The sequence below is a fragment of the Spiroplasma sabaudiense Ar-1343 genome, assembly GCF_000565215.1.
GTDB classification, from domain to species: Bacteria; Bacillota_I; Bacilli_A; order Mycoplasmatales; family Mycoplasmataceae; genus Spiroplasma_B; species Spiroplasma_B sabaudiense.
The window spans coordinates 504548-519105 of record NZ_CP006934.1 but is presented as its reverse complement, the minus strand read 5'-3'; the positions used below and the strand labels follow the sequence as shown (position 1 = coordinate 519105).

Annotated in this window: 8 protein-coding genes; 1 reads left to right on the top strand and 7 read right to left on the bottom strand. The window is 28.2% G+C overall.

The annotated features are described in order from the left end of the window. Positions 1-14: 14 nt before the first annotated feature. The 3 genes from SSABA_RS02380 to SSABA_RS02370 all read right to left on the bottom strand — a co-directional run bounded on the left by SSABA_RS02380 (position 15) and on the right by SSABA_RS02370 (position 5874). Positions 15-4124: an ABC transporter permease gene (locus SSABA_RS02380; RefSeq protein ID WP_025251004.1), complete on the bottom strand. Its 4110-nt coding sequence runs from the start codon at positions 4122-4124 to the stop codon at positions 15-17. Positions 4125-4149: 25 nt separating this feature from the next. Next, positions 4150-4872, bottom strand: a complete 723-nt coding sequence (locus SSABA_RS02375; RefSeq protein ID WP_025251003.1) for a hypothetical protein — start codon at positions 4870-4872, stop codon at positions 4150-4152. Positions 4873-4941: 69 nt separating this feature from the next. After that, positions 4942-5874 carry a hypothetical protein gene (locus SSABA_RS02370; protein WP_025251002.1) on the bottom strand — a complete coding sequence of 311 codons (933 nt, stop codon included), beginning with the start codon at positions 5872-5874 and terminating at the stop codon, positions 4942-4944. Between the two features lie 88 nt (positions 5875-5962). Here SSABA_RS02370 and SSABA_RS02365 point away from each other — a divergent pair, with 88 nt between their 5' ends. Continuing rightward, positions 5963-6658: a hypothetical protein gene (locus tag SSABA_RS02365; RefSeq protein WP_025251001.1), complete on the top strand. Its 696-nt coding sequence runs from the start codon at positions 5963-5965 to the stop codon at positions 6656-6658. Here SSABA_RS02365 and SSABA_RS02360 read toward each other — a convergent pair. The 4 genes from SSABA_RS02360 to SSABA_RS02345 form a co-directional block, all read right to left on the bottom strand. After that, complete coding sequence (locus SSABA_RS02360) at positions 6655-8454, bottom strand: M3 family metallopeptidase (protein ID WP_025251000.1); 1800 nt, start codon at positions 8452-8454, stop codon at positions 6655-6657. The two genes, SSABA_RS02365 and SSABA_RS02360, sit on opposite strands and share 4 nt — an antisense overlap. Before the next feature lie 9 nt (positions 8455-8463). Further along, positions 8464-10191, bottom strand: coding sequence for an aspartate--tRNA ligase (gene aspS / locus SSABA_RS02355; RefSeq protein WP_025250999.1), 1728 nt, complete (start codon positions 10189-10191; stop codon positions 8464-8466). 1 nt (position 10192) lies between these two features. Next, on the bottom strand, positions 10193-11446 hold the full coding sequence (gene hisS / locus SSABA_RS02350; protein WP_025250998.1) for a histidine--tRNA ligase: 1254 nt from the start codon (positions 11444-11446) through the stop codon (positions 10193-10195). A 1120-nt stretch (positions 11447-12566) separates the two neighbouring features. Continuing rightward, positions 12567-14402 (bottom strand): hypothetical protein, encoded by a 1836-nt coding sequence (locus SSABA_RS02345; protein ID WP_025250997.1) that lies wholly within the window; start codon positions 14400-14402, stop codon positions 12567-12569. Positions 14403-14558 lie beyond the last annotated feature (156 nt).

The window sequence follows — 14558 nt, the reverse complement described above, 5'->3', positions numbered from 1 at the left end:
TTCAAACCTACTCTCTAGTCAATATAAATCGCTCTTAAGGGGTTGACCTTATTCATTGAATATCAGCTCATCAAGTATGAAATAATATATAAAACAAACACAATTGAAGTAACAAATAGTGGTCAATATCATTTTAAAATTAATGGGATTACATTACCACTAACAGCTAAAATTCCAACTCCAGCTTCTAAAATTCCAAGTCCTGCAAAGAATCCCAAGATTGCTGTAACAACAACAACTGGCAGATACATACTTAAAACCAAATTGGTAATGCTGCGATTACTATATCCTAAAACTTTCATTGTGGCAATGATGCGCATATTTTCTGAAATAATTACGTTACTTGTTAACATAATAACAATAAAACTCAAGACAACAGAAATAATAGCAATGAAGACTAAAACCGCATTGGCAAGCGCTAGAATACTTTCTAAGGTATTAATAACTTGTTCTTTGGGCAATAGTTGGGCTGCAGCTTCTTGACCAAAGGCTGGATAATATTTACCGTTAAATTCACCACCACGTAATGCTGGAACTGAGTAGTCACCAAACTGTTGTATTTGAGTTAAGCCACCCTCAATATCATCGATTGTTTTTGATGCAGAAAGTTTGTAGTTAAAAATTGGGTATTCATTTTTGAACATTTTTAAAATATCTTGATCAAGTGGGTTATTTGAAGCGTTAGTTTCAAAAAGGTTAAAAATTTCTACAGCTTTTGAGCCTCAATTTTCTCTGCTAGTTAAATGATTTTTTTGAGCCACTTCTTTTAGTCGAGCTACTAAGTCTTTTGACAAATAGTCACTATCTTTGATATAAGGATTTAACCACTCTTTCAAAAATAACTGAAATAAAATTGCTTCACTTTCATCATAATTTGATAAGGATTTTGCTTGTTCTTCATTAATTCAGGCTTTAGCATCACCATATTGATTTGTAATTCCTTTAATTACAAATTCTTGTTGTTCTTTAAAGGTACTTTTTAAAGCGATTTGCCCATTGACAACTTTTTCATTTAAAACGGATGGATTAATTGGTGGTGATCCTGGAACGACATTCAAATTAACAGTTGAATTCAGGACATAATCATTTTCAGAAATTGCTTTATTTTTTCATTTAATCGCTTCGTTTTCTAAAGAACTATAAATATATTTTCCATTGGTATAGTTTTGAGCTCCTGGAATTGCTGCAGATATTTCTGAACCATCCCAAGAAGTTGTTTGAATTGCTTCATCATCATTATATAAAGCAGTTTGTAATTGTTTTAAACTAATTGTTTGACCAGTTCGAACGTGAAGTTTTTTAGCTAAAGTCGCATTCAAAACAATCCCATTTTCGTTATTTTGTAGATTAGGAATTAAATTTTTATTTGTACTTTTGTCAATTAATGCTTGGTTCTTGGCATCAGATTTAATTCCATAAACTCCAAAACTGACATCCCCACTTGTTGCTTGGAAGTAGGTTCCAATGTCATCGGTTTGTGGATTATATGGTACAACCCCAAATAAAATATTGTAGTCTCTTGTTTTTGATTCAAAAGATGTTTTAATATTTTTTCGAACCTCATATGGAGATTGAAAGTAAATTCCTTGAATAAAGGCTTGATTTATATTATCAATAAAATATGCCCTAGTTCAATTTCAAATTGAGTACATTAACGCCCTTAAACGTAAATAACTCAATTCAGTTTCTAATTGTTTTTCAACTGGTGTATCATAATCGTTTTCACGAACTAAATTACCATTTTTTGTTAATCTAACAGGAAACTCACTAATTTCATAAAAATCTTCATCAGCAATTAAATTTGGGTTGTCTCCATTTAACTCATTTTCGCCTTTAAAAAATTCAGAACGCTTTACATCAAGCCCTACAGTTGTACGGTATTTTGCGTAGAATTTTCTTAATTTTTCCAATTGGGCTGCATTTTCTTTGGCTTTTGTATAGGTGCTAGTCATTGAAATAATTGTATTTTTATCTTTTAGTTCCGCCAAGCCAAACTTAGAATAATCTGGTCAAGCACTATCAATAATTATTTTTGATAATATTTGTTGGTTTTCCGCCAAATTTATTTTGTTACTTTTTAAAAATTCTTTACTTGTATTTTTATAAAGTAGGTTTGTTAAGTCCAAAGGGTTAAATGTTGGTGAATATGTTTCTGGATTAATTTTACCAGTTAAATACTGATTTACTAATTCATCAATATCATCTGTCATGTTTGTTCCGTTATCCCCTAGCTCGGTTTTAAAGAAACCTGGAGTATTAGCATCTCATGCTTTTACAGTTGGATCATAGGTTTTATAGAAGCTTGTTGGAATATTGTAAATTGGTTGGTAGTAATCAACTTGAGTATTATAAGAAGTATTTTTATAAGTATATGTTATGTTATCTCTTAAAATTAACGGTGTTATTGTAGCAACGCAAATTACTGAGGTACTCACAAACATAGTTGCAGCTACTCCAAACATCTTGTCAATCGAATTTGAAAACAATGCTGCTTTAAATCGACTATCAAAGTTTTTTCGAATTGTAAAAGCTTTTTTCATTGCCAATTTAAATTTATTAGTTCCAGCTCGTCCCTCGTTATAAATCATTTCTAATGGCGTTTTGCGCATCATTAGTGAACAAGTAATAACTGTGATCAAAGTTAACAAACCAAATATCAAAATTACACAAGTAAATAAAGATGTCCAAGTGATGATAAAGTTTTGGTACGGTAAGTTAAAATAAACTTTAAATAAATTAACCGATACTTCTTGGAAAGACATCCCAATTACGAAACCTAAAATCCCTCCTGCCAAAGCAATCATTAATGGATAAGCTAGATAACTGGTTACAATTTGATGGCGTCGACACCCTAAAGCTCTCAGGATTCCATTTTGGCGAGTAGTGTTTTCAATTTGTTTTTTAATTACAGCAATTAGAACAAAAAATGAAATCAACATAATTACAATCATTAATATTACAGATCCTAAATTAAAGAATTGTAGTGTGCTAACTAAAAAAGTTGTTCTTAAAGAATATTTATACTCTGAATCAAATTTGTAAGTTAATAACCGATTTGATGTATCTTTGGTTCTTTCATTGAATGAATAAATCCCAATCTCTTCAGCACCTTCTTCAGTGTTTAAATAACTATTTAAAATTTCAGATTTTTTTTGTGCGTCTGTTGGATCGAGAAACTTTCCAACAAAATAAGTTTCGATATCACGACTACTTTTTGGTTGTAAATTTTGATTTGAACTTTGAACATTTATATCAAAAGTTAGCTCTTCATTGTCAATATTTAGAGTCATTGGTCTTTTGCCATTACCAAAAAGCTCAGGATTAACATAAATTAAACCTTCATTTTTTGAATTTGGAATTGGTTTTGTTTGATCAATAATTGGGGTAACAAAATCAGCTGATGAACCAATTCCCACTACTCGAAATCAATTTTCATTTGAATATTTTGAATCATCAATTCAAGTATTTATGTCTTTATTTTTATAAAATGATAAATCTAAATCGTCTTCAACTCGAATGCTATTCCCATATGAATCTGCTTCAATTCTGATAATATCATTTATTTTTATGTTATTTGCTTGCGCAAAAGTTGGATTTAAATAAACTCATCGTTTTGAATAATCATTTAATGAACCATGATAGCTATTTCAAAATTCAAGTGGCATTCCCTCTTGTACCATAAATTTATCAACTTGTTGATTGTAATTTAGAGAAACAGTTTTGAGAGTTTTTTGGCTATTTAAAGCAAAAGTTCTAGTTTCAACTCGATCAAAATTAAATGCAAGCGTTTTATCTTCTTGAGCTAACTTGTTTTTTAAGAAATTTAAAATAAATTCTTGGCGTTGTTCAATATTTGATATTCCTTTTAAAAACGGATCCTCAGCATTTCCAAATTTTCTAGAAATGTATGTTGTCTCTTCAAAATCTATTATGAAATCATGCTGATTACTGTTTTTTTCAGAAATAAAGTTATCATAAACATTTTGAATTCGTGTTTTTGTGATATCTGTTATTGTAAAAATTACCGAGGTTAAGAAAACCAAAAATACTAAACCTATAAACTGAATTTTATTTTTTAATATGTTCTTTAAATTATTTTTAAAAAGCAGCTTATTATTAGACATTGCTATCCCCCTTTTCTTTATGTTTTTAGTCTATAACAAGATTGATGGGTGGCATTGTACTCTTTTTGAACTCTATGAGCAATTCATATTTTCGAATTTTATTTGTAATCTCTAGATTTTCAGCTATTTCTTTATTTAAATTATTTTCAAAGTATGAGTTAATTTTAAAGTCTTTAATTCATAAAAAATTTGTATTTAAAATAATTAACTCATAAATTCAGAAGTTAAATGAATCAAGTTCAGTCTCTTCAAAGACACTTTTACCAGCTTTAACGCGGTAAGCAATTGCTAAACCAATAATGGCTAGATAAAGAAATAACGAAATTGTAAATGTTGCAATATAAAAATTTTTCATAGTTATAATTAAGTAATCATTCATATTAAGAACTTCGAGTTCTCCAAGTGGAATAATGTTTTTTACAAAATTATATATTTGAATGAAAATGCTAAAAATTCAAAAACAAGTAGAAATAAATACAACACGGTCAACCGAGTTAAAAGAAAATTTGAATTTCTTGAAATTTTCAAAGTTTTTTATTATCTTAGATAGATGGACAATTAAGTAAATACCAATTAACATTGTTAGTGTTGCATATAGGACTTTTACAATAATTGAAATTTCTTGATTAAACAGCGAGATTTGATTAAATTTCACAACCTCAATTAAATTAATCAATAAATAAAAGAGACCAACACAAATGTAAAAAGCTGTTAATTTTGGCGAAAATAAGCTAATCTTTTTTCTCATGATGGACTCCTTATTATTATTTTATAATAATAACACTAATTTTTAAAAAGTCAAAAGTAAACTTATAGTTTACTTTTGAAATCGCTTTTTGCGAATTAGTTCTAAATCATTGACAAGCTCTGAAACATTATCAACCTCAACCACTTCATCACTCACTTTTATAGGATCGGGTTGGTATTCTGGCAATTCATCCAATTGAACTTCAAGTTTTGCAAAATCACCAAAAAGAGATTTTTTGTCAAATTCTGGATTGGGATCAAAAGTCATTTCTTCCAATATTTCATCATCAAAGAGTTCTTCTCCCTCTTGTAGTTCGTTTTCGGTTCAATAATTGTAAAAAGTTACCAAAGTTAAAATTCTAATAAGTAAGTAATAACTTGTAGTTTCTATATTTTGTACTTCTCTTGAAGTTTTTGATAAAAAAGAGAGCGGATGAGCAATTTCATATAACTCAATGAAAATATTCAAACCTTCTTCAAGATCTTTTCAATCATCTTCAACAATCAAAACATTAAAAAGTTTTTGTTCATCTTTACCAAGTAATTGAAATTCTGTTGCTATTTTTCCAAATTCATCAAAGTCTTCTTGAGAGCTTACTTTTATGAAATTTTTAATATCATTTTTTCTAATTACCATTTTTTTATTAATTACATTTGTTGTTGAACTCGCAATTCAATCGTTTAATGCAACAATCATATTATCAATTGTGTAAAGGTATGAATAAATCTCATACAAATTGTAGTCGTTTTCCTTTGAAAATAATTGGTTAATAACTAAACTCATTGAACTTTTGAAATTATTAAAAAGTTTTGTAAAATCTTCGTATTCATCTAGATATTCCATGTTTTCAATAATTTCGATTAAACCCTTTAGTCTTGTTGTTTCTAAGTCATTTCTTTCAAATTCCTCTAAAAGATAAGATAAATTAACGGCTAAAGTGCTTATCGCTGGTTCAATTCATAAAAGTATATCTTTTGCTTCTTGTTCTGTAAAATCGTGCATTTTAACACCCCTGACTTATTAATTATGAACTAAAATCGGGGTTTTTTCAAAATAATAGTTTAAAATTATAAAAACAAGGAGAAAAGTAATGATTAACTTTTTAAAAATTGAACCACTTACTGAGGCTGAAAATAAAACTCTTATTCATTTAAAGCCATATTGAGAAAAAGAAGCTGCTAAAGTGGTCAAAAATTTGAATAAATGATTAAAAAATTTCAATGCCCAAGATAAAGGATATTTAAAAATTTGAACACCAGAAAACAACTCAACTTCTGAATTGATTGCAAATGCCATTAATTTTCAAAACTTTTATAACATTAAAATTAAAACAATTAAGCAAAATGCTAAAATTCTAAACAAATTTCACAAAATGATTAAGCAGACTGTTCAACTTATGGCCATTTGTAATGCCATAAAAATAATCACAAAATTCTATCTGGAAATAGAAAGAACAGAAATTGAAAACAAGCCAAATTTCATAATTTCCTTGATTAATGAAAAAAATATGAAGTTATTTGAAAATTGCAAAGCGACACTTTATCAAGAAATTGGAGCGGATGACTTCCTTGATTTAAAATTTAAGGAAGTGACAGTATTTGATGATCGATTCTTTGATACTTCTTTAATTTCAATTGAGATTTTAAAATATTTACGACTTTTAAAGAAAAACAAAAAAATTACTGAAGCAAATTTGCTAAACAGTAACTATTCATTATTTGTTTATGAAAATTTTTCAGCATTTTTAAAATTTTATTTAAAACCATTTTTATCAAATATTCGTTAGTTAGCATCGAAGTAAGTTTTTATTTCGTCTACGAGTTTTTTTAAATAACTTATTAATGGTTCATAACTTTTAGAATCCTTAATATCGACCCCATATTTTTTAAATAGTTCTTGAGGGGGCAAGTTGCCACCTTCCTTTAAAAAGTTGTTAATTATTTCAAAATTACTATTTTCATATTCTTGAAATAATTTTAGACTCATTACTAAACTTAAGGCGTATTTATATAGATAAAATGGTTGTTCAAAAATGTGACTGCTAAAAGATCAAGAAATCGCTTTAATTTTATCATCATAACTATCGAAGGAATTTTTATTAAACACTTTTTTGACAGCAATTTTTTGTATTTCAATAAGTTTTTCAGATGTTAGGACCTCTTCTTTGTCAACCGCTTGAAAACAGAGATACTCAAAATATGATTCTTCAATTCCACTAAAGAAATTATTAAAAATAAATTCAACTCGTTCTTTTAATAAATTAATTCTTACCGCACTTGATTTATTTTTTTTAAGTCAAAAATCTAGCAAAATTTGCTCATTTAAAGTACTAGCAACTTCTGCAATAATATTGTTAAAACAATTTAATGGCTTTGGTTGTGATTGCTTAGCCAACTCACTATGAACAGCATGACCTAGTTCATGGGTCAAGGTCATTAAACTTGAAAAGTTATCTTGTCAATTTATTGAAATTAAAGAACCATAATCATATGAGAAAGTTGTAAACGCCCCACTTGATTTATGTGGACTCTCAAAGTAATCAATCCTATTTTCTTTAAAACAATTAGCTAAAGCTTCCCCATATTCTTTTCCTAAAGGCAACAGTGCTTGTTTAATGATTTTTATTCCCGACTTTAATTTTATTTTATTGCCCTTTGTTTTGACAAGAGTCAAAGATGCATCGCTACCATAGAACTTATCTTGAAAGCCTAGAACATCTTTTATCATTTTATAATATTCAAAGTAAACATCGCTGTTTTTACTTGCAAAGTCAACCAAGTTTAAAAATTCGGTTTCTGTAATATTTTCATCATCAAAAAATTGTTCAGAGAAATGTTTCATACCGATTAATTTAAGCGATTCAGTTTCTTCCTTGACAATGTTCTCATAAATTTTTGCCAAAGCATGTTTATTGTTATAATCATTTTCATGAAACTTGCGAATCGCTAATGCTCTAACTTCTTGATCTTCTATTGGGCGACTTTCTTCTAAAATATTTGTTAGATTATTTTGGGTAAGCAAATATTTTTTTTGGTTGTGAAAAAAATATTTAACATCATTATCTTTTCATTTCAAAGTTTCATACATTTCATATGCCAGTTCGCTGCTCTTACTAACTTTTGAAAGTAATATTCTTTGAGACTCAGGTAATAAATATTTTAAATTTTTAAAAAATTTTTGATAAGACTTAGCGTAAGGAATTCATTTTGGATCAGTTTTTAGCCATTCCATAATTTGAGTTTCACCAATAGCTTTAATTTCTTCTTCAATCCATGCAAATTGCCCATCAAATACTTCAAGCTCTTTTTCATATGCTGCTTGAAGTTCTAATGCTAATTTATTATGAGGTTCAACTTCCAAAATTTTTAAGTATTGTTCTAATCGAGCACTGATTTTATTTCCTTGTTCAGAAACCACATCAAAATCACGAAAATCTTCATAATTTTTTAGTAGGCCTTTAAAAAGAGTTTGTGTGCGATAGTTTAACGACAAAAATTCTAAATCTTCTAAAAATTCAGGTTTTGTTTTATATAATTTTGAAAAGTCTCATTTGTATTTTTTTGCCGCTTTGTTTCTATTCATCGCAAAAACCTACTTTAACTTTAAATTTATTTCGTCTAATTGTTTTGTTGAAACAAGATCTGGGGCATTTGTCATTGGATCAATTCCGTTTGAGTTTTTTGGAAATGCTATCACTTCTCGAATTGAACTTGCTTGAGTTAAAATCATAACTATTCGATCGATTCCAAGGGCGCATCCAGAATGATAAGGGGCTCCATATTGATAAGCATTAATAAATCAGCCAAAGTTATCTTCAACAGTCTGATTACTCATTTCAATTGCCTTAAACATTCGCTTTTGAATGTTTTCGTTTGTAATCCTTTGGCTTCCACCACCAATTTCAAACCCATTCATAACAATATCATAAGCAGCTGCTAATGCGGTTGATTTATTCTTATCAAAATCTTGAAGTGACTCCTCTTTTGGTTGAGTAAAAGGATGATGGGCAGCAACATAGCGATTTTCTTCTTCTGAAAACTCAAATAGCGGGAAATCAACTACTCATAATAAGTTGATTTCTTCGGGTTTATAGAGTTTTAAAATTTTAGCTGCTTCGTTACGAACTGCTCCAAGTCCCCTACTTGAAATATCAAAGTCCCCTACCGCAAATAAAATGGTGCAATCCCCTTTTATTTCAAATTTTTTAAGCAGTTGTTGTTTTTCAGAATCGCTTAAATTCTTAGCTAAGCTTCCAGTTCACTCATTATTTGAGTATTTTAAAAACGGTAGGTTAACTAAACTATTTTGTTTGGCTACCTCTGTTAATTGCTCTAAATCTTTTTTTGCTAGCAGACTATCAACTTTTATAGCTCTAATTTTTTCATTTTTTTTCAGATTACAAAATAAATTGACTTCACTACTTTTAAAAATATCATTTACATCATTAATTTCCAAAGAAAAACGCAAATCAGGTTTATCAATCCCATATTTACTGATAGCTTCTTGATAAGTTATTCTTGGCAACGGGGTTTTAATTTTTATATTTTTAACCTTGAAAATTATTTCTGCTAGTAAATTTTCAATGTTATTTTGAATATCTTCAGGAGTTGCAAAACTCATTTCCATGTCTAATTGAGTAAACTCAGGTTGACGATCAATTCTTAAATCTTCGTCACGAAAACATTTTGCAATTTGAAAATAACGGTCCATCCCAGCAATCATTAAGAGTTGTTTGTATAGCTGCGGTGACTGAGGTAGGGCATAAAATTTATTTACATTTACTCGGCTTGGAACTAAAAAATCCCTAGCTCCTTCAGGGGTTGATTTTCCAAAAATTGGAGTTTCAACTTCAATAAAATTAAGTCTATGATAATAATCACGAATTATTTTATTTACCTGACTGCGAATTAATAAGTTTTTTTGCATTTCTTCTCTGCGTAAATCCAGATAGCGAAAAGTCATTTTTGTATCTTCGTTAGCTTCAAGACCATCCTTTATTTCAAATGGCGTTAATTTTGCTTCATTGATAATAATTAAATTTATTACTTTAACTTCAATTTCACCTGTTTTTAAGTCCGGGTTTTTTGACTTACGTTCTAATACCTCACCTGTAATTTCAATTACAAATTCGGATTTTATTTCAGGGAATTTTTTTTGACTACTTTCATCAATAAGTAATTGAGTTGTTCCATAACGATCTCTTAAATCAATAAATGTCAAAGCACCCAACTTTCGATTCTTTTTAACCCAACCTTGAAGAATTACTTTTTCACCTTTATTGTCTAAAGTTAATTCCCCACATGTATGTGTTCTTTTCATATTAAATCCCCTCTTCTAAAAATTCTAAAATTTTATCAAAACTTACTTTAGTTTCTTTCATTGTTTTTTGATTTTTAATTACTACATTATTTTCTTTTAATTCTTTATCGCCAATCAAAATAATATTATTTGCTTTAAAACTCTCAGCTTTTTTGAAATTTGATTTTAAACTTCTTTTAATGTAACTTGTGTCTGCTGTAAAACCAGCTTTACGTAACATTAACAATAATGAATTAGTAAAAATTTCAGCACTTTCTGAAAGCGGGATACAAAAAACATCTAGAATTGAAGGCTCACTAATTTTAATTTCCAAGTTATCCAAAGCAATTAAAATTCTCTCGATTCCCATACCAAATCCAGCTCCTGATAATTCAGGACCTCCTAATTCTGAAACCAAGTTATCGTAACGACCTCCCGCTAGAAGTGTTGATTGACTACCTTGTTTTTCATCATTTGAAATTACTTCAAAAACAATTCCAGTGTAGTAATCCAGTCCTCGAACCAAATGATTGTCAACTATTGTACTAACCCCAAGCTTATTTAAAATATTTGTATAATCTTGAAAGTATTTTTTTTCATCCTCTGATAAGAAATCTTGCATATTTGGAATGTCTCCAAAATTAGATTGATCAACTTTGCAATCAAGAACTCTTAGAGGGTTATTTTTTTGGCGAATTTGACAGTCTTCACAAAGTTTTAGTGCTTTCAAATGAAGCTTCAAAACTTTGAGATATTCTTCTTTATTTGTACCAAAAACTAAGTAATTGGTTTTGATAATATAATTTTTTAATCCAATGTTATTTAAAATATCTACGGCACACAATAAAATTTCTGCGTCTAATGATACAGATTTTTGTCCAAAAACTTCAACTCCAAATTGAGTAAACTGACGCTGACGTCCAGCTTGAGGGCGCTCATATCGAAACATGGGACCAAAATAAAATTGTTTAAGGGGTAAATTTTCGTCTAAATAATTTTTATTTTCAATTAGGCTTCGGACTACTCCAGCAGTATTTTCGGGTCTTAGCGCCAAACTTCGATTTTTACGGTCTAAAAAAATAAACATTTCTTTGCTAACGATATCTGTGTCTTCTCCAGCCGTTCTAGCGAATAAATCACTGCTTTCAAAAATTGGGGTCTTAATTTCTCCAATATTGTAAAGTTCCATCAAATTACGGATTATCATTTCTAAGGCAAAGAAATCTCTGGATTTTTGACCAATTATGTCCTCAGTTCCTCGCGGTTTTTTAATCATATTGCACCTCTTACCTTAAATAATACAACAAATATTGCACTTAATTAACATTTTTTATTAAAAACTATTAATTATAAGTATGTTTTTATGTTTAATTAGATGTTTTAGCTATTAATAATGCTGTTTTTTTCATAATTTTTAACAAGAATTTATAAAATAAAAAGAAAAGTAAACCATGTTAGTGCAAAGACTGTTTTCTCAGTGACTAACATGATTTACTTAATTGATTTAAGTTTTTAAAAGATAAGATAAATTATTAAAAGTATTTAGATAATTTAAAGATAAAGTTATTTTTTTATTGCCCGCAAATTTTGTGGTGAGGATCATTACAAACTTGTTTACTTTGCGAATTTGTTACACAACCGCAATTTTTGCAAGAGCAGCTATTTTCATTGGCACATTTATCCATTCTCTCATCTCCTTTCGAACTTATTATACTGCCAATAAATTATTTATTTAAATATATTTATAACTTATTTTCCTAGTATTATAAAATATAATTTTTTTATAAATAATTCAAATAAATATAAATAAGATATTTATGCTTACATTTCAGATATTTTTTTAAAAATATCTGTATTTAATAAATGCAAACTAAAAACGAGCTGATAAATTATTAAACTTTACCTTTACACATTGGAGAAATTAAAAATTAAATAATTATGGTTGATTTTAAAACAGCATTTTGGTATTAGAATTAAATAATTACTTAAAATTGTGAAATGAATTAAAATAATTATTTCGATTAATTTTCAATATATTTGATTATTTTTTTATAAAATCAAACATTCTAACGTTGATAAATTGAATAATTTCTAGTTATTTATTTTATTTATGGTTGAGATAATTCCTTTGTAGAATGGTTACTTCACCTTTTAAATCTCCTTATTTATTTAAACTATACTTTAATTTAAACATTTCTGTTATTTAATTATTTTAAGTTAAAAAAACAGTTTTTATTTTAGAAGCAAGCGTCAATGATAACTTTCTTCAAGATATTTCCAAGCTTATTTGAAAAGCTTTTTTTGACAAAAATTTATTAAATATATTTTATATCGGCTTTTCAAAAAATAAAAGTCAAGATTCATAAAAAAAATTGAGCTGTACTCAATTTTTTTTATTATTTAAATTTTCAAGGTGTTTTTTGATTACCAAACTCACTAGTAATAATATCGTCTCTAACACCAGCACTGACATTAATTGCAATGCTACCTTGAAACCCTCATTGAAGATCTGAGGTTCCATAAGATTGACTCAATTGCACTGAGCTTAAAAGAACGTTTGAACTAGTATAAAAGAAAATATAACCTTCATCATTAATTTTGAATTTTTCAGAATTATTAATAAAACTATAGCCATTTATAAAATCCTTGAATGAACTTATATTGTAAGAATCTTTTTGTGACTCAAGTTTTGTAACTGTTTTATCAAAGATTTGATTAAAAACTTCTCTGGTATTGTAGTATTCTCCGGGCGTAATTTTTTTTGAAGAGATCTCAGGTTGCTCGAATTCAAAAGTATAATCAAATAAATCTTCACTAACAGAAACATCTTTTTGATTAAAGCCATAGGCCTCCCTCATAAATAAGAAGTTAGCGCGAGTAAATTCATTATGTAATTCCTGAGTGGTTGAAAATGAGGTTAATTGTCTATTAACAATAAACTGCTCTGGCATTTCAAATATTATTTCTGGGCCAATTTCTGGTTGGTAAACTAGCTTAATACCGGTAATTTGTGTTCCAAAAAGTCCAATTGTTCTTCTTTGTTCTTGGGTCTCATGACCTTTATCTAGTTCTATTCCTAAACTACTAACAATATTTCTGAAGGCAGACGTTTTATTACCCCTTTTGAAGTGTTCTCATAAGTGGTATTGATTTATTACCTCAGATGATTGACTATCTTCTTTTAAATATTGAATTAACTCCGGATAAAGGGAATTACCATTAAAAATCGAGTCTCTTTTAGAGTGGAAGATAGCCAAATCTTCTAAATCTTGTCCCCCATTTTTTAGTGCTGCTTTAATTAGATTAGCTTTTTGTTCATCTTGCGATCATTTAAAAACATGATCAACTGGCGCGGGAATATCTGCTAAAATTGTATATTTGTCGGGATTTTCATAATTAACATCATTTAAATTAAAAGTAAATAATGGCGACTCTAAAACCTCACTGGCAATCTCTTTTTTAAAGATTTCTTCAAAATTTGTTAGATTATTGATTTCACTTGCTGTCTTGAAAGTATTAGCAGAATTACTAACAAAATTAAATTTGTTTGCAGTTTCTGAACTAGTAATTTTGTCTGTTAAATCTTGAGCAATTGTTTTTACGTCTTCAGAAATATCAACATCTTCTAAAATCGTAATAGATGGACTATAATAAAATTTTTGTTTTGCCGGAGTTTGGGTTGAATTTAAGTAATTAATTTCAGTAGAAACTTTAAGTTCTATTGAAACAATCCTTTGATTATCAAGATTTGATTTATCAACTAAAATAACTTCTTCTAAATTTATAAAATCTTGAAAAGGATTGGCATTATTAATTAAAAATACTTTATACTCTGGTTTTTCTAAAATTTTTTGGTCTAATTTACTTTGAAGGGTTTTTAGATTAATTACCTGGGTAAAAAAATCTACAAAGTTTAAGAATTCATTTGAACCTTGGTCCAAAATATACTCCTTATTACCTTCAAGATTAGTTTGTAATAAATCTCATAATTTGTTAATATCAAAACCTTCGAACTTTTCCTTGGCTTCAATTGCATTTAAAAACTGAAATTCTGAAAACTGATTTTGCATGTGTTCTCTAAATAAAGAATCTAATAAGTCAATAAACTCCTTTAATAACTTAGAGTTGTCAACATGGTTTTCGTCGATAACTGGTTTTTTACAAGCTACAACACTCAATGGAGCTGAGGTAACTATTATTGAAGCTGATAAAATACTCAATAACTTTTTCATAATTTCGTTTCCTTTTTTTCTAATATCTAGCAATTTATAAAATACTTATAATTGTTTTAATATATTAATATTATAAGTGTTATTTTTAAAAATGCAATGATTTTTTAAAAATAACACAACTTAAAGGTGTTTTATTTTAATTAAATTGACTAATTT